The sequence below is a fragment of the Erythrobacter sp. JB1-4 genome (assembly GCF_057365025.1).
Map to the genome: position 1 here is coordinate 174,123 of NZ_CP200292.1, position 16,431 is coordinate 190,553.

The following is a 16,431-nucleotide window of genomic DNA, read 5'->3' on the forward strand; positions in this document are numbered from 1 at the left end:
TACGGCGATTACTTTGGCTTTACGCTGCGTCGGCTGCGCGCTGATCGTTGACTTCGGTGTTCAGCATTTCAGCCAATGCGAACGCCAATTCAAGCGATTGCTCTGCGTTGAGGCGCGGGTCACAATGGGTGTGATATCGATCGCCCAGACGCTCATCGGTGATGGCAACAGCGCCGCCAACGCATTCGGTCACGTCCTGACCTGTCATCTCAATATGGATGCCGCCTGGATGCGTGCCTTCGGCGCGGTGGACGTCAAAGAAGCCCTTCACCTCGGTGAGGATACGGTCAAACGGACGGGTCTTATAGCCGCTCTCCGCCTTGATGACATTGCCGTGCATTGGGTCGCATGACCATACCACTGGATGCCCCTCTTCTTTAACCGCGCGCACCAGTTTCGGAAGGCCATCGAGCACCTTGTCATGGCCATAACGCGAAATGAGAGTGATCCGCCCTGCTTCGCGTGATGGGTTCAGCTCATCAAGCAATCGAAGCAGCGCATCAGGCTCAAGGCTGGGCCCGCACTTCATACCGAGCGGGTTTTCAATTCCCCGCGCAAACTCAATATGCGCGCTGCCGGGGAAGCGAGTTCGGTCGCCGATCCACAGCATATGCGCAGAGGTTGCATACCAATCACCGGTCAGCGAATCCTGCCGGGTCATGGCCTGCTCATAAGGAAGCAAAAGCCCCTCATGGCTGGTGTAAAAATCAGTGCCCTGCAATTGCGGAACTGTGTTGGGATCAACCCCGCACGCTTCCATAAAGTCGAGCGCCTCGCCAATACGATCAGCGGTCTCGGCGAATTTCTCGGTCCACGGCGTGCGGCCCATAAAATCGAGCGTCCACTGGTGCACTTGGCGAAGGTTGGCATAACCGCCACCTGCAAATGCACGCAGCAGGTTCAACGTTGAGGCCGCTTGCGAATAAGCGCGAACCATACGGCCCGGATCATTGCGGCGCTGATCGGCGTCGAAGTCGATACCGTTGATGTTATCGCCAAGATAGCTTGGCAGCGTTACATCACCTTGGGTTTCAGTGGGCGAAGAACGCGGCTTTGCAAACTGCCCTGCCATCCGGCCCACTTTGATGACCGGACGCTTTGACCCGAAAGTCATCACGACCGCCATCTGCAAGAGCACGCGGAACGTGTCGCGGATGTTGTTGGGGTGGAACTCCTTAAAGCTCTCCGCACAGTCACCGCCCTGAAGAAGGAACGCGCTGCCATCGGCAACCTTTGCAAGGTCTGCTTTCAATGCGCGCGCCTCGCCTGCAAAGACGAGCGGCGGATAGGCACCCAAAGTGGACTCAGCATCTGCCAATTCTTGGGCATCCTCGTAATGAGGCAAATGCCGCGCTTCGAAGTCTTTCCAGCTATCAGGTTGCCAATTGTGGGCCACGGTTCAACTCGTTTCTTTTGAGACTATTTACAGTGTATTCAATGCAGTGCGGGCGCGCGCCTAAGCGCATGGCGCATATATGTAAAGCCATTGGCACGCGCGCGACACCTTTATTTCAAGGACTGTCTTATCGACGCACTCGATTGTGTTTAGCGAGCCGCTGCCCCGGCAGGGGCCACCACAACAGGAGCATCCACACGAAGACCTTGCGTCTCAGTCACTTCCGCCAATTCCTGACCTTCCGGAATGACCGCCAGCTTAAGCGGATTTGGCCCATTGAAATAGCGCTGAGCCAGGAGTTGCATAATCTCTGGGGTTGTTTGCGAATAATCGATCAGCATCGAGCGCAACAGCTCAATTCGCGCCGGATCGCTGCTCGCGCCTTCAAGATTGTAGAGCCAGAACTGATTGCCGGTGGAGGCACGGCGCACCTGCTGGCCCAACGGCTCAGTCGCGCGGCTGATATCGTCAAGGCTTGGCGGAGTTGCGGCAAGCTCGCGTGCGATACGTTCTGCTTCTGAGAAGAAGACGGGCACAAATTCAGGCTTCAGCTGAGCAAGCGCAACGATTTTGCCACCGCCATTGATTTCATCAGGCCAATCGGAAAAAGCCTGGGGCGCGTAGCTTGCACCTGCCTCTTCGCGCAGAGCATCAAGCAGGCGGTTGCTGAAGATTTTGACCAGAATGGCGAGCTGGCGCGATTCGCGAACGCCTGCCTGCCCCGCGCCTGTTGGCCATGCAACAACGGCCGCTGCCTGATCAGGGTCACCGCGGTGCGTTAAGACTTTGGCCTTCGGTGTTGGCGGTGGGAAACGCGGCACACGCGCGGCAACATCTGCTGGAATGGGCCTGCGCTCGGGCAAGGCACCAAAGGTGAGGCGCAACTTTTCAACGATTTCGGCTTGATCAAATTCACCAAACACGAGCACTTCAACAGGGCCCTGCGCAAGAAGCGGCTCCCACACCCGGCGGAATTCTTCAGGCGTCGCATTCTCAAGCATTTCGGGCGTCGGCGTGCCGAAACGTGCATCATTGTTGCTAAGGACATATTCCAGATCACGCGCCAACACCGCATCGGGGCTGGTGGAATAGGAATTGTATCCAAGTTGCGCCAGACGCTTTACCCGCTCGACGGGCAGCGGGTCCCAACGCGGCATGCCCAGCTTTGCCGCAAACAAATACAGCTGATCAGCAACATCATCTGAGCGCGATTGCGCTGTGAAAGTGAAGACCGCGTCGTCGATACCAAAATCAAGACCCAGTTTGCGTCCTGTGGCAAGTCGCTCCAATTCATCAAGCCCAAGCTCGCCAATCCCAGACCGCATCAGTGCAGCCGTTCCAAGCGTTGCATAAAGCGCGTTGTTTTCATCAAAGGCGCGCCTTCCAGACCCAAAACGCACACGCACAGTCACCCTGCCCGGCTCCGCGTCATTGGCCCAAAGAATTGCTTTCACACCGTTCGCAAACTCAACCTTTTGTACCTCGAGGATGCCCAGAGGCCCCTGAGAGGTGATTGTGCCGGGCTCGCCAACCGGGGGCAGTTCGTCAAAAGAGATATCAGCAGCCGCAAAGCGCGCCGTTTCATCGGAAATGGCCTCGCTCGACAATGCAAGATTTAACGCAGCCTTATCCGCCTCCCCGATTGACGGTGTCACATACAAAGATCGCACCACACTTCCCTGAAAAAGAGCCTTGGTGCGAGCGTGCACTTCCTGCGGGGTCATGCGAGGCCGAGCGCTGCGGAACACGTCGAGGAAGACCTGCGGGCTAGCAACAGTTTCGCGAATATCGACTGCGCCGATAAGGCTGTCTGTGAGGCTGCGCCCTGACTGCACGCGCTCCTGCTCAAGAAAGTTGATATAGCCTACCTCAAGCTCAGAAGCTTCGCGGTCGATCTCTTCTTGTGAAGGGGGCTTCGCGATTGCATCGGCGATGATCCCGCGCACTTCCGCCAAAGCCGACTGCCAATCATCAGAGATGGGCGAGACCGCGACGCTTGTTAAATGCGCCGAACGCGCCACGGGGGATTTTCCAACGCCGCCAGTTACGAAAGAGCCACCGCTGCGCGCTCGCTTTTCGATACGCCGGTTAATGATCATCAATGCAAGGTCGTCTATGATCTTGCCTTCATTGTAGACAATGGTGTCCTTCACTTGCCTCCAGGGGCGGGCGATTACAAACGTCAATCGCCGGGAAAGGTCAGGTTCAACAACCACAGCCATCTCACCAAGCGGTGCGTCAATGCCGGGCATCAGCCCCGCCCCTTCGGGCGCGACGGGGTCGCCAAAATCCGGAGCGGTCCCGGCCTCACCGGTGCCCTCCCATTCGCCGAACCACTTTTCAACAAGGCCGGCAAGAACCTGCGGGTCAGCATCGCCTGCCACGGCAATCACGGTCTTTTCGGGGCGATACCAGCGATCATAGAAGGCTTGCAGTTTTGCACCGCTCGCCGCCTGTAGAGTTTCCTCGGTCCCGATTGGGTCACGGTCGACCAGGCGTTGGCCTGCAAAATAAATGCTGCGCGAGAGCTTGCTTACCCGTTCTGCTGCGCCGCCACGCTCGCGTTTTTCTGCAAGCACAATCGGAATCTCGGCGGCCACATTCTCATCGGTTAAGACCGGCCCCTTGATCATGCCTGACAGGAGCTTGAAACTCTCATCCAGTTTCTGTGGGCTTATGTCTGGAATATCAAGCTTATAGGCTGTGTGGGTAAAGCTCGTCTCCGCGTTTGTGTCCGCGCCAAAGGTCGCCCCTAAACGCTGCCAAGCGGCAATCGCTTCGGCTTGCCCCAAATGCGTGCTTTCGCGGAACAACATATGCTCCAGAAGGTGAGCATAGCCTCGCTCTTCATCGGTCTCATGCAAAGAGCCTGCGTCAATCCGCACTCTAATCGAAATCTGATTAGGCGGCACACCATTGCGGCGCACAGCATAGCGCAGTCCGTTGTCCATCTTACCAAAAAGCCACTTGCGATCGACGGGCACGTTACTGCCCTCATAAATCCAAGGCGTCTCATCCTCGCTTTGCACAGCGGTCGGCTCGGGCACGTTATAGACAGGCTCAGAAAGCGGCATGGCCAGCACTTCTTGAGCGGTCGCTGGTTGCACAGCGAAGAGTGCGGCGGCGAATGTGAGAGCAGCGCTTACGCGGATTGGGAATTTCATGCGGCGTATATAGAGGTGCAAGGCATGAAGGACCAGTGAATGGTTGGTGCGAATTGGCACGCTTGCCGCAGGGCCTTATCGCTCCTATTTACTGTTGCATGTTTATTGAGACAGAAACCACACCCAACCCCTCCAGCTTAAAATTTCTGCCGGGCCGCACGGTTATGCCGTCGGGCACGCGCGAATTTGCATCGCCCGAGGCGGCCGAAGCAAGTCCGCTTGCAGAGGCAATTTTCAACACAGGTGAGGTGGTCAATGTCTTTTATGGCTGGGATTTTGTCACGGTCACGGCCGCGCCAGGTTCTGACTGGAGCGCGCTGAAACCAGAAGTTGTCACGATACTTCTCGACCATTTCGTATCCGAAGCCCCGCTGTTTGTCGGCGGCAGTGCGGATGGCATTTCGGTTCCGGGCGAAGAGCTTGGCTTGATGGTGGAAGATCGCGAGGAAGATGCAGAAGTCATCGCATCGATCCACGAACTGCTAGAAACGCGTGTTCGCCCTGCGGTTGCGAGCGATGGCGGTGATATCGCGTATCGCGGTTTTTCGGAAGGCGTAGTCTATCTCACCTTGCAAGGCGCATGTGCAGGTTGCCCATCAAGCACTATGACTTTGAAGCAGGGCATCGAAAGCCTGCTCAAGCATTATGTGCCAGAAGTCAGCGAAGTGCGCGCCGCCTAAATTAAGGGTCACGCTGCACGAAGGCATGTTGACTTGCGAATGCGCCCGACCTGAGGCAGTGCGCTTTCATGGATGACGCCGGGCGCACTCTTGTCATTGAAACCGCTAGTGAAGCGTGTTCTGTGGCCCTGTTTGAGGGCACACAGATCATTGCGCATGATCACCAGACGCTGGGCCGTGGTCATGCTGAGCGATTGATACCGATGATCGAGGCGCTTCCTGATAAGGGGCAGTCCGAAACTATCCTGACATCGCTTGGTCCGGGGAGCTTTACAGGGGTGCGCATTGGGATTGCAGCCGCCCGGGCATTGGGCGTTGCCTGGGGCGCGAAAGTTCTTGGTTACCCGACGCTCTCACTCATCGCTGCAATCGCTCGCCGCGAAACGGGCCAAGCTCAACCTGTGACCGTTTGTGTGAATGGCGGCCATGGTGAATGGTTTGTGCAGGATTTTACCGCTGATGGGATCCCCTCAAGTGACGCGGCATCTTTGACACCTGAGAAAGCTGCCGCAAGGGACAACGCCAAATGCATCGCCGGAAACCGGGCACAAGACCTTGCTTCATTGATCTTGGACAGTTCGCACACAGCCATTAACCTGCTTCCCAACGCGTCGATGGCGAAATCCCTGCCCACCCCATGTTTCACCCCAAACCTCGCCCCCATTTATGGCCGGCCGCCAGACGCTAAGCCACAATCGTTGCAAGGGCATTCAACGTGAGCACCCGCCCAAACATCTATTCAGCCCCCCATCCAAGTAATGTGGCCCGGATTATGAAGGTGATGGATGAGGCCTTCGACCCTGTTTTTGGCGAGGCATGGAACACACGCCAGATCACTGACGCGCTCGCCATGCCAAGCACACGCAGTTTGGTGATCGATGGAGCCGGGCAATTGATACCGTGCGAATCGCCCGTCGAAGGAATAGAATCAGCCGCTGGATTTGTACTCACACGCCAAGCTGCAGACGAAGAAGAACTGCTTTTAATCGCAGTATCGCCCGAATTTCGACGCAAAGGACTTGGCGAAAGTCTCATCCACAGACTTTTTGAAGACGCCAAACAGCGCGGCACCAACCGTATTTTCCTCGAAATGCGGCGAGGCAATCCGGCGATCCATCTCTATGAGAAAGTTGGATTTAAGCCCATTGGCCAGCGCTTGGATTACTATCGCCTCGCAGACGGCAAGCGTGTCGATGCGATTACTTTTGGCTGCTTGGTCTAGTCAATAATTGTATCCAATTATTGGACACAAAGCCTCGTTTTTGGCACTGTACGCGCGCGCATACTTGCGAACAGTCAGTTTGTAATCCATGCGCTCAAAAATCGGAAAAATCCGAACATATAATAACGAGGAACTCATGCAAAACTTAGAGATAGAGATGAAAGAGACGTTGATAACGCTTACCAGCGATATCGTCGCAGCCCATCTCAGCAATAACAGCGTAGAAGTCGACGCTGTGCCTGGGCTGATTACAAACGTTTATGGTGCACTTTCAGGGTTAGGTGAAGAGCCGGAGGCTGTTGAAGAGCGTCCGGATCCTGCAGTTTCCATTCGTGCATCGGTTAAACCAGATTACATTGTGTGTCTGGAAGACGGCAAAAAACTGAAGATGCTGAAGCGCTATTTGCGCACAAATTACAACATGACACCCGAAGAATATCGTCAACGTTGGAACCTTCCATCAGATTATCCGATGGTGGCTCCAAACTATGCCGAGAAACGCCGGGATCTGGCTAAGAAAATTGGTCTTGGCCGCAAGCCAGGTGCAGCAAGAGGCCGTCGCCGCGCTGCTTGATTACAATTGAATTGGCAGTCGCTGGACTGCTTTGGGTCGCTCCAACGGGCACTGCTAGGCACTTGCGAGTGTAAGCGGTGCCCTTTTTTCATGTGGCTGCGCGATTGTTGGCCGGGGGATCGATGGCTGGGTGATCTTTGGCCAAGCAATTGTCGAATACTACAATCGATTTTCTTCAACAGCTGCGAAACTTGAGCATTTCTGCAAGCGCTAGTAAGGGGAAGAACGATCCCAAGCCGGAGCGATCCGGCACCCCGCTACAAAGGATGGTATGGCGTGAGCCAGAAGATTGACCTTGAGCAATTGTGCGCAGAAAAAGGCCTGCGTATCACGGAGCAACGCCGCGTCATCGCGCGGGTATTGTCGGAAAGCGAAGACCACCCCGACGTCGAACTGCTCCACGAACGCGCTTCGGCAATTGATGACAAAATCTCGATTGCGACCGTTTACCGCACCGTACGGCTTTTTGAAGAAGCGGGCATTCTTGACCGCCACGACTTTGGTGATGGCCGCTCTCGTTATGAGCCCGTTCCCGAAGCGCACCACGATCACTTGATCGACGTGGAGACGGGCAAGGTGGTCGAATTTGTCGATCCGGAAATTGAGGCGCTTCAAAAGCAGATCGCCGAAAAGCTTGGTTATCGTCTCGTCGATCACAGGATGGAACTGTACGGCGTGCGCCTTTCGCGCGACGATTAAGAGACTTGCGGCATAAGTCGCACTTAAGGGATACAAAGATGACCACACCCGCGCGACAAACAGACACATCGATGGGCGGGGATGACCAGGCATGGGGTTTGCGTATTGCCGCTGCCCGCGGTGAGGACACTCCGATTTCCCTGCGCGGTTGGCTACGCATTACCGTGAGAGCGCTTTGCCTGGCAGCTCTTATCTTTGTGATGGTGCCTCTGCATTATATATACCGCATCTTCGCTTACGGCTCGCCCTTCCCCATGTGGTTTCTGCGTTTTGCAGCTCGCATTTCAGGCGCAAGGGTCAAGGTTCATGGAACCCACCTCAAGCGCGATGTCTTCTACGTGGCGAACCACGTGTCGTGGTTAGACATTTTGAGTTTGGCAGGCGCGTGCGGAACGGCCTTTGTTGCTAAGGCTGAGCTTGAACAAGCGCCTATCGTGGGCTGGCTTGCTAAGATCAATCGCACCGTGTTTGTGAAGCGCGAGGCTCGGATGAGTGTCGCCAATCAGATCAACGCCCTGAAGGAGGCGCTCGCCGACAATTGGTCAGTGACTGTGTTTCCCGAGGGGACTACGACTGATGGCCAATCGCTTCTACCCTTCAAAACGAGCATGCTTTCGGTGCTTGAGCCTCCCCCTCCTGGCGTAATGGTGCAACCCGTGCTCATCGATTACGGCCCGGTTGCTGAGTGGATCGGTTGGATCGGCGAGGAAGGCGGGCTCAATAATGCAAAGCGTGTCCTTTCACGTAAGGGCACTTTTCCGCTGCATATCCACTTCCTCGAGCCATTTAGCCCGGCCGAATACGTTGGCCGCAAAGCCATCGGAATTGAGGCGCGCCGCCGAATTGAAGAGGCGCTGTGCGATGCGCTGGGAAAGCCTTTGCGTGATTTTGCACATGATGTGCCGCCCATTCGCTACGAGGCGGATGATGTGGCGAAACAGCACGCTATCACCAAGATTTAAACCGGTTCACCCCGGTCTAGAGACCAGCGCGCACCAACCAATCGTGAAACAGCCGAACAGGGCGCGTCTCAAGCGCAGTAGGCTTGCAAACAAACCAGTAACTATAGGGGCTATGGACATCAGGGCCCGGCAGATTGGTGAGGCGGTTGTCAGCTGCACGGCGCAGGTGATCATCATGCATGATCGCAATACCCAACCCTTGCGCCGCTGCTTCAAGCATCAAAGCACCTGAATCATAGTGATCAATTGCCGCCGGCTCGAAGTCGTCGAGATTATTCGCCTTCTTCCATGCAACAAAGCTTTCGGGCAGTTCATTGTGAATAAGGAACGTCTGCTTATCGAGCACTTCGCGATTGAGATCATCGCCGATCGCACCAGCCGCCGCGCGTGAACAGATCGCATGGACCAGATTGTGATCAAGACGCACCGCATGCAGCCCGCTGGCCGGACCACGCGACAAGATGATCGCGGCATCCAACGTGTCACCAACCCGGTCCTCCAAGTGAGGCGCTGTATCAATATCAATGTGGAGCAGCGGGTGGCGTTTGCGCAGCTCACCCAATCTTGGAAACAGGCGCTGGCTCCCAAACATGGGAAGGACACCAAGCCGGAGGCGAAGCAGTGCGATATTGTCCGATTGACTTTCAACCGCCCTTGCCAGCGCTTCCATATGCGGGTTCACAGCCTCATAGAACGCTTGGCCCTCGTCGGTCAGTTGCATCGACTGACGGGCGCGGGTGAACAGCTTCTTTCCCACAAACTCTTCAAGATTGGTGATGCGACGAGAAAGCGCAGAGGGGCTCAGACCAATCTCCTCAGCGGCCGCACGCGCAGATCCTAACCGGACGGTGCGCATGAACGCTTCGAGCGCTCGCAAAGGGGGAAGACGACGTGACACCATTGAATTTCAGCTCCTTTGATAGGAGCTACGCAAACCTGCAAGAAGTGGATGCAAAAAAGCGAAGGGAACTGTAAAAAACGGCCCAGAGGATGATATTATTGCAAGCCACTCTCATTAGGAGTGTCGGCTGGCGCATGCAGCCTTAGGCGCTTCACATGCGTTTCATCGCCCGCGGTTACTTCAATGCGCCACCCGCTTGGATGTTCCAACATGCTGCCTACCGTTGGCACCGCTTCTGCAAGAACAAAAGCCAGCCCGCCCAATGTATCCACCGCTTCTTCCACCTCGGCAAGGCGCGCATCAACCGCCTCAGCCACATCCTCAAGCTCTGCGCGCGCGTCGCAATCCCACATGCCATCGCCAATCGGCACTATCAGTTCCTCTGGCGTCTCATCATGCTCATCTTCGATTTCACCAACGATCTCTTCGACAAGGTCTTCAATCGTGATGAGCCCATCGGTGCCTGAAAACTCGTCCAGCACCACGGCCAAATGCACCCGGCGCGCCCGCATATCAGCCAGCACATCGAGAGCCCCGCGCGTTTGCGGCACATAAAGTGGTTGGCGCATCAGCACCGTCCAATCGCGTGGCGGCGCTTTGCCATTGGCAAGGTATGCGAACACATCTTTGACGTGGATCATGCCGATCACATCATCGAGCGTATGGCGATAGACAGGCATGCGCGAGTGTCCATGCTCTGCAAACTGCGCGACCAGATCATCCCAGCTTAGCGATGCATCCACCGCGATGATCTCTCCGCGAGGCACGGCGACGTCATCGGCATCATGTTCTGAGAAGTGCAGGAGGTTGCGCAGCATCTGGCGCTCGACCGGTGAAAGATCACCATTGTCGCCGCCTTGCCCATCATCGTTTTCAGCATCGTGGCCGTTCTCGCCCTCGTGCTCATCGATTTTCTCTTCGATTGCCTTGCGCAATGACCGGTCCGCCTCATCGGCACCGACCATCTTTTTAAGAGCGGACCCCAAATTGGCGATGAGCCCGCTGCTACTCTCCGCGTCTCCTGCGGTTGGACTGCTACTATCGGGCATTTCTATTCCGAGGGCCCTCATGAGGTTGTATCTGTGTCATCACTGTCACTTGCGTTGTCTGTGTCACCATATGGGTCTGCAATTCCCAGTTTGGCAAGGGCCGTTATCTCCAAAAGCTCCATAGCCTGCGCTTCTTCGTCGCAATTGACGTGGTCATGCCCTGCCAGATGGAGGAGCCCATGGATGATGAGGTGGCTTGCATGATGGCCCAGCGGAACGGCCTTTTCGCTCGCTTCACGCGCGCAGGTTTCATATGCGAGCGCAACATCCCCCAATAGCACAGGGGGCATTTCAAGGTGGCCGTCCGCGTTAAGGTCTAACAGCTCATCGCGGGTGAGCATCGGAAAGCTCAGCACATTGGTGGGTTTATCCCGGTCTCTCCATTCGCGATTGAGAGCATGCACTTCGGCATCGGACGTAAACACAAGGCTCACCAACAAACGCGCGTTAGCAAGCTCTGGCACTACCTCACAGATCGCCTCAGAAGCGCGCTGTGCAAGCTCTTCCCAATCGCCTTCGGGCCAGTCTTCGATGTCAATCTCAAGCTGCATCGTAACCGGAGCCTTTCCAGTGACTTAGGGATAGTTTGGCACACTTGGCACACTGTTCAGGGGCAGAAAAGCAATCGGGACCAATTGGGCGAGCCTTTGCGGGCAGGGAATCGAGGGGTGAAAGGCGGCACATGATGGTGGGATAACGGTTTTTGGGACGGGTAGGAAAGGCTGTGTTGGAGTTCGCTAGGGGATAGCGCCGGAAGGCCGTAGCGGTGCCGACCCGACGCTAGTTTTGCTTGCGGGTTTCGAGGTATTCCTCGAGCTTGCGAAGCTCAACTTCGGCGACAGGGGCGATCTCTTTAAAGATAGATCGAGCCTCATCGAGATAATCAGTCGCCTGCGCCGTATTGTCGAGTGCATCTGCAGTCTGACCCTGAACCAAGGCCAGCGTTGCGGCCCGGCGCGGCAGCCAACTTTCGACTTTCGCTAAGTCAGGCAGTGCGGACAGAATTTTTGAAGCCTCCTCGCCTTCTCCGGTCAAAGCCGCAATACGCGCTCCAATCACCCGAATTGAAACTGCTTGTGACTCATCGGGCGAAAATCTTTCCGAGCACTCTTCCAAAAGCGTCCCGAACGCCTCCCGAGCCTCGGCATATCGGTCCTGCAAAATATAGCATCTAGCAAGATCAAGACGGATATTGCTCCAACTCAACCAATCAACACGTGCAATCTCTTGATCGCTCGCGACAGCTTCGAGCAGCAAATCTTCGGCCTCTTGGAACTCACCCAACTCGATCAATATGTACGCCAGGAGCCGCCTACTTATGTAAGGAATGAGCCGGTCTCCTCCCAATAGCTCATCGTACAACGATACCGCTTTTCTCGCTATGGGTAATGCTGCCTCACTCTTCCCTTGCTCAACCAATGCAAACGCCAGCTGATGTGCGACCAAAGCGTAATCGGCTTCCTGCGTTTTATCATTCGTCTCGAAAAACGTCATTGCGTCTTTGTAAGCTTCTTCTCCCCCTTGCCAGTTATGAAGCATCAGTTCTGCATAACCAATGGACGCTAATGCGAACTCTCTTGCGGCGTTGTCATCCTGATAAAGTTCAGCCATTTCCTTCGAAAGCTCAACGACTTTGGGCCAGTCCTCATCAGAATACCGCGCCTTGCCAATAGCGATCTTGAACTGCTCAACGGACCACTTGTCTCGCTGTTCATCCTTGTTTTCGGCAGCAGCAATCACAAGTGTGCGCTTCTCTGCTTCGGTCGCCTTTTTATCTTCCGCCCCGCGGCTTGCATCCACCGTCTGGTTGTTCACAAACTCAAGAGCGTCTCTGATCGCGCACAGCGCCTCATCTGCCTCAACGCCCTGGGCCTGCATTTGGCCGTGCAGGTTCTCGATATCATTTGCTCGGCGGTTCGCTTTGGCGAGGCTTCGTTTGCTTTCTTCCGATGAAACACGCGCGGCTCTGGTGAGACCATCAAGCTCTCCCCTTGTTTTCTCAACAAGCGCTTCAAACTCGGTTTTGCTTTTCTCTACCGCCTGCTTGGCCTCCTTGACTGCTTCTTTGCGAGCCTCCTCAATCGCTTCGCTTTTGGTTCGAAAAGCGATGAGGATTACGACAAACGTCAGTAAGGCAGCAAAGGCTGCAAGGATCAGTTCGAGCCGCGCAAAAGCTGCGACATTAAGCTCTTTCTTTGCTTCAAGGATGGCGTTGCGGCGCTCGAGTTCGGCGATCTTTTTTTGGCTCTGACTGTCCAGTGTGGTGCCGTCACCCGATGCGCCTTCTCCCTCCCCCGCCGAAGCGGTCGCCGGGGTGCCGGATGCAGCTGGCTCATCGCCCGGGCTGGCGGCAACGGGTGCTACACTTATCGCACCAAGCGCCAAAGCTATTGCAAACCGTCTCATGTATCCCCCCACCAAAGCCCTCAATAAAGGCGCGGTGTTGAACCTATGCCTAGGTGTAAAAACAGTCAAATAGAGCCCTAATACTTAGCGTTAATTTTGCGGTGAGACTCTATCAGGGGCCTTACCCAAGGTGTGTTTCAGCCCGGTACTACCGGCCCTGTGTAACACCCGATGCACTCTCGCATCGCAGTCCATCGACGGATCGCGGTGCCTCATTGGTAGTGCATTTTATGGATACGACACACAGCTCAACCTGCTCATTCTTGCGCAATCTTGCCCGAGATACTGGCGCGAACACACTCGCTATTGCGGCGGCTGCCTTGGTGCCGATTTTGGCGATGGTCGGCGGGGGTGTGGATGCAAGCCGGTATTATATGACGCAAACCCGCCTTCAACAGGCGTGTGACGCAGGCGCGCTTGCCGCGCGTCAGGCGATGCTCACTGAAACGCTCACCACCGAGGCACGAGAGAGAGGTGAGGCATTTTTCGACCAGAATTACCCCGAGGGCATTTTCGGGACGCAGGACATGACCCGAACCTACTCCGCGACCAATGGCGAGGTGCTTGGCTCTGCCAATGGAACGCTTCCGGCAACGATCATGGGGGTTTTTGGCTTTCAGGATTACAGCCTTTCAGTGACGTGCAAGGCGGATATCAATATCTCAAACACGGATATTATGTTCGTGATCGACACGACGGGCTCAATGGCGTGGACCCCTCAGGGGCGCAGTTGCGGGTTTTCCAATGGCTTTTGGAACGAGTGTTCGGGTTCGCGGATCCAGGGCGTTCGCGATGCAACCTTGGCCTTTTATGACACGGTCGAGGAATCGACCTCCCCGCGCGCGCAGGTGCGGTATGGCGTGGTGCCCTACTCCTCCAGTGTGAATGTCGGGGCCGCGGTTTTGGACGAAAACCCTAATTGGATGGCGCGCAACCACACCTACAACTCGCGCGAGGGGGAAATCACTTTTGGGGAGTGGGAACCCACCAACACCGATTATGAGCGAACTGGCGATGGCAGGAATTGGGTGTTCCAAAACCGCCAAAACTACAACACAACTCAGCCCACGTTTGATGATTGTGTCGATTATTACAACAGCTTGCAATCAACAGATAACTTCAATTCGAGCGATCAAGCAGGATGGACGCAGGTCTCTGCAACAAACTCCAACCCACGGACCGTGACATACACCGGCGTTGCCAACTACACCGGCTTTTATGGCGGCGGCGGTCAGTACACAAACAGGTCCGGCCAATGCGACTTCGACATTCTCGAATATACCTATGATGCAGACGCGACCATCACGGTCACCGAAGAACGCGACGAGAGCTTCGAGTGGGTGTATCGCCCCGTCTCCTACAGTTTGTCGCCTTTGTATGACGATAACCAGATGGACGCGCCAACAGGATGGAACAACGCGGCCGAAACGGTGACATGGGATGGCTGTATCGAAGAGGCGAGCACGGTTGCAAACTCGGTCTTTGACCCTGTACCGGCGGGGGCCTTTGACCTCGACATCAACCTTCGTCCGAGCAATGATGATCAGCGCTGGAAGCCGGCATTGCGCGACCTCACATGGATGCGTGTCAGCAATCCGAACCAATGGTGGACTTACACACGCGACGATGTGCGGATCGATGATCAGGATGTTGAGCTAGAAAACTCGCTCTACTTTTGCCCTCGCCCAGCACAGCGTCTTGATGAACTCTCTCGGTTTGAGCTTGAAACCTATGTCGGCGATCTGCGCCCGGACGGTGCGACCTATCACGATATCGGAATGGTCTGGGGAGCACGCTTTATTGCGCCCGATGGCATTTTCTCTGACGATAATGCGGCAGCGCCCAACGGGGACGACATCTCTCGCCACATCGTGTTCCTAACAGATGGAGAGCTTGCTCCTAACGACCGGGTCTACACCCCTTATGGCACGCATTGGTGGGACCGGCGCATTCACGATGGGACGGACAATAACCAAGTCCGCGCCAATCACGCTGCTCGCTTCCAAGCGGCATGCAGAGCCGCGCGAAATGAAAACGTCTCCGTTTGGGTGGTCGCCTTTGGAACGACCCTCACGCAAAACCTCATAGACTGCGCGACATCGGGCCGGGCGTACTCCGCGCAAGACACGCAAGCGCTAGAGGATGCATTCCGCGAGATTGCACAAAAGATCGCTCAGCTTAGATTGACGCAGTAACCTCAAGGCGCAGGTGAGCTTGTCTCACCCACGCCACATGACCTCACCCCTCATAGGCCTCTACGATGCGCCCAACGATGGGATGTCGAACAACGTCGGCAGCGGTAAAGCGGATGGTGCCAAAGCCATCGACACCCTCAAGCTTGTCCACCGCGTCAGCAAGCCCGCTCATACGGTCACCGCCGGGGATATCGACCTGGCGCGGGTCACCGCACACCACCATCCGGCTGTTCTGGCCAAACCGGGTGAGGAACATCTTCATCTGCTCGCGCGTGGTGTTTTGTGCCTCATCAAGGATCACAAACGCATCAGACAGCGTGCGCCCGCGCATAAAAGCGATCGGTGCAATCTCAATCTCGCCAGAGGCAATGCGCCGCTCCACCTGTTCGGGCGGCATACAGTCATTCAACGCATCATAGAGCGGGCGTAGATACGGATCGACTTTGTCTTTCATATCGCCGGGCAGAAAGCCGAGCTTTTCCCCCGCCTCCACCGCCGGACGCGACAGGATCAAGCGCTGGACGCTTCCGCTGATCAACTGGCTGACGGCCTGTGCCACGGCGATATACGTCTTACCTGTCCCTGCGGGCCCAAGCGCAAAGATTATGTCGTCACGGGCAAGCGAGCGCATATAGCTAATCTGCGTGGCAGAGCGCGGCACAATGGTTTTGCGCCGTGTGCGGATCATGATGGGCGGTTCTTTGTTATCGCCGCTTATGATGCCTTCCAAAGTCGGCTCGTTTGACATGGCGATGAGCGATTCAATAGCGCCTGCATCCAAGTCCTGTCCCTGCGCTAAGCGATCATACATGGTCATCAAAGTTTCGCGGGCGCGCGCCACATTATCCTTGGTTCCCTCGATCACAACCTTATCACCGCGCGCGTGGATGTAGACGCCAAGACGGTTCTCCACCTGCACCAGATTGGCATCAAACTGCCCAAACAAAGTGCCCAGGAGCGATTGGTTTTCAAAGGAAAGTTCAGCCTTTGCTCCGCCACCAGAGGGTGATGGCTCGTTGGAGTTTATGGCTGCGGGAACGACCGTCGGGTCAATCGATCCAGGCGTCTGCTTACTTGGTCTGCGTCCCATAGGGTCCTTCGCAGTTGGACCCCGCAAAGCAGCGCGGCCTTCATGAGTCGCAAAGGTAACCCCAAGCGTCGTCTTGGCAAGTTACAACACCCC

14 protein-coding genes are annotated in these 16,431 nt (G+C 55.9%); 7 read left to right on the plus strand and 7 right to left on the minus strand.

Annotated elements, in window-relative coordinates; all coding sequences use genetic code 11:
• Positions 1–19 precede the first annotated feature (19 nt).
• Together AC0V61_RS00900 and AC0V61_RS00905 are read right to left on the minus strand one after the other, a co-directional pair.
• On the minus strand, positions 20–1,396 hold the full coding sequence (locus AC0V61_RS00900) for a class II 3-deoxy-7-phosphoheptulonate synthase (protein ID WP_486155372.1): 1,377 nt from the start codon (positions 1,394–1,396) through the stop codon (positions 20–22).
• Positions 1,397–1,545: 149 nt separating this feature from the next.
• Positions 1,546–4,560: a M16 family metallopeptidase gene (locus AC0V61_RS00905; RefSeq protein ID WP_486155373.1), complete on the minus strand. Its 3,015-nt coding sequence runs from the start codon at positions 4,558–4,560 to the stop codon at positions 1,546–1,548.
• Between the two features lie 98 nt (positions 4,561–4,658).
• Between AC0V61_RS00905 and AC0V61_RS00910 the strand changes: the two genes are divergently transcribed.
• The 6 genes from AC0V61_RS00910 to AC0V61_RS00935 all read left to right on the plus strand — a co-directional run bounded on the left by AC0V61_RS00910 (position 4,659) and on the right by AC0V61_RS00935 (position 8,697).
• Positions 4,659–5,240, plus strand: a complete 582-nt coding sequence (locus AC0V61_RS00910) for a NifU family protein (protein WP_486155374.1) — start codon at positions 4,659–4,661, stop codon at positions 5,238–5,240.
• 68 nt (positions 5,241–5,308) lie between these two features.
• Positions 5,309–5,959 (plus strand): tRNA (adenosine(37)-N6)-threonylcarbamoyltransferase complex dimerization subunit type 1 TsaB, encoded by a 651-nt coding sequence (gene tsaB, locus AC0V61_RS00915; RefSeq protein ID WP_486155375.1) that lies wholly within the window; start codon positions 5,309–5,311, stop codon positions 5,957–5,959.
• Positions 5,956–6,462, plus strand: coding sequence for a GNAT family N-acetyltransferase (locus AC0V61_RS00920; RefSeq protein WP_486155376.1), 507 nt, complete (start codon positions 5,956–5,958; stop codon positions 6,460–6,462). The genes tsaB and AC0V61_RS00920 overlap by 4 nt, the downstream gene beginning before the upstream one ends.
• Positions 6,463–6,598: 136 nt before the next feature.
• The gene (locus AC0V61_RS00925; RefSeq protein ID WP_486155377.1) at positions 6,599–7,036 is read left to right on the plus strand and encodes a Ros/MucR family transcriptional regulator; all 438 of its coding nucleotides are present in this window, start codon (positions 6,599–6,601) and stop codon (positions 7,034–7,036) included.
• 276 nt (positions 7,037–7,312) lie between these two features.
• Complete coding sequence (locus AC0V61_RS00930; protein WP_486155378.1) at positions 7,313–7,735, plus strand: Fur family transcriptional regulator; 423 nt, start codon at positions 7,313–7,315, stop codon at positions 7,733–7,735.
• A 38-nt stretch (positions 7,736–7,773) separates the two neighbouring features.
• On the plus strand, positions 7,774–8,697 hold the full coding sequence (locus AC0V61_RS00935) for a lysophospholipid acyltransferase family protein (RefSeq protein ID WP_486155379.1): 924 nt from the start codon (positions 7,774–7,776) through the stop codon (positions 8,695–8,697).
• 16 nt (positions 8,698–8,713) lie between these two features.
• Here AC0V61_RS00935 and AC0V61_RS00940 read toward each other — a convergent pair whose 3' ends face one another.
• From AC0V61_RS00940 to AC0V61_RS00955, 4 genes are all read right to left on the minus strand, one after another.
• Positions 8,714–9,598: a LysR family transcriptional regulator gene (locus AC0V61_RS00940; RefSeq protein WP_486155380.1), complete on the minus strand. Its 885-nt coding sequence runs from the start codon at positions 9,596–9,598 to the stop codon at positions 8,714–8,716.
• A 95-nt stretch (positions 9,599–9,693) separates the two neighbouring features.
• Positions 9,694–10,647 (minus strand): hemolysin family protein, encoded by a 954-nt coding sequence (locus AC0V61_RS00945; protein WP_486155381.1) that lies wholly within the window; start codon positions 10,645–10,647, stop codon positions 9,694–9,696.
• Between the two features lie 17 nt (positions 10,648–10,664).
• Positions 10,665–11,198 carry an rRNA maturation RNase YbeY gene (ybeY, locus tag AC0V61_RS00950; protein ID WP_486155382.1) on the minus strand — a complete coding sequence of 178 codons (534 nt, stop codon included), beginning with the start codon at positions 11,196–11,198 and terminating at the stop codon, positions 10,665–10,667.
• Between the two features lie 229 nt (positions 11,199–11,427).
• Positions 11,428–13,053, minus strand: a complete 1,626-nt coding sequence (locus tag AC0V61_RS00955) for a tetratricopeptide repeat protein (RefSeq protein WP_486155383.1) — start codon at positions 13,051–13,053, stop codon at positions 11,428–11,430.
• 230 nt (positions 13,054–13,283) lie between these two features.
• On the opposite strand from AC0V61_RS00955, the gene AC0V61_RS00960 reads away from it, so the two are divergent.
• Positions 13,284–15,248, plus strand: coding sequence for a pilus assembly protein TadG-related protein (locus tag AC0V61_RS00960; RefSeq protein WP_486155384.1), 1,965 nt, complete (start codon positions 13,284–13,286; stop codon positions 15,246–15,248).
• A 43-nt stretch (positions 15,249–15,291) separates the two neighbouring features.
• Here AC0V61_RS00960 and AC0V61_RS00965 read toward each other — a convergent pair whose 3' ends face one another.
• On the minus strand, positions 15,292–16,338 hold the full coding sequence (locus tag AC0V61_RS00965; RefSeq protein ID WP_486155385.1) for a PhoH family protein: 1,047 nt from the start codon (positions 16,336–16,338) through the stop codon (positions 15,292–15,294).
• Positions 16,339–16,431 lie beyond the last annotated feature (93 nt).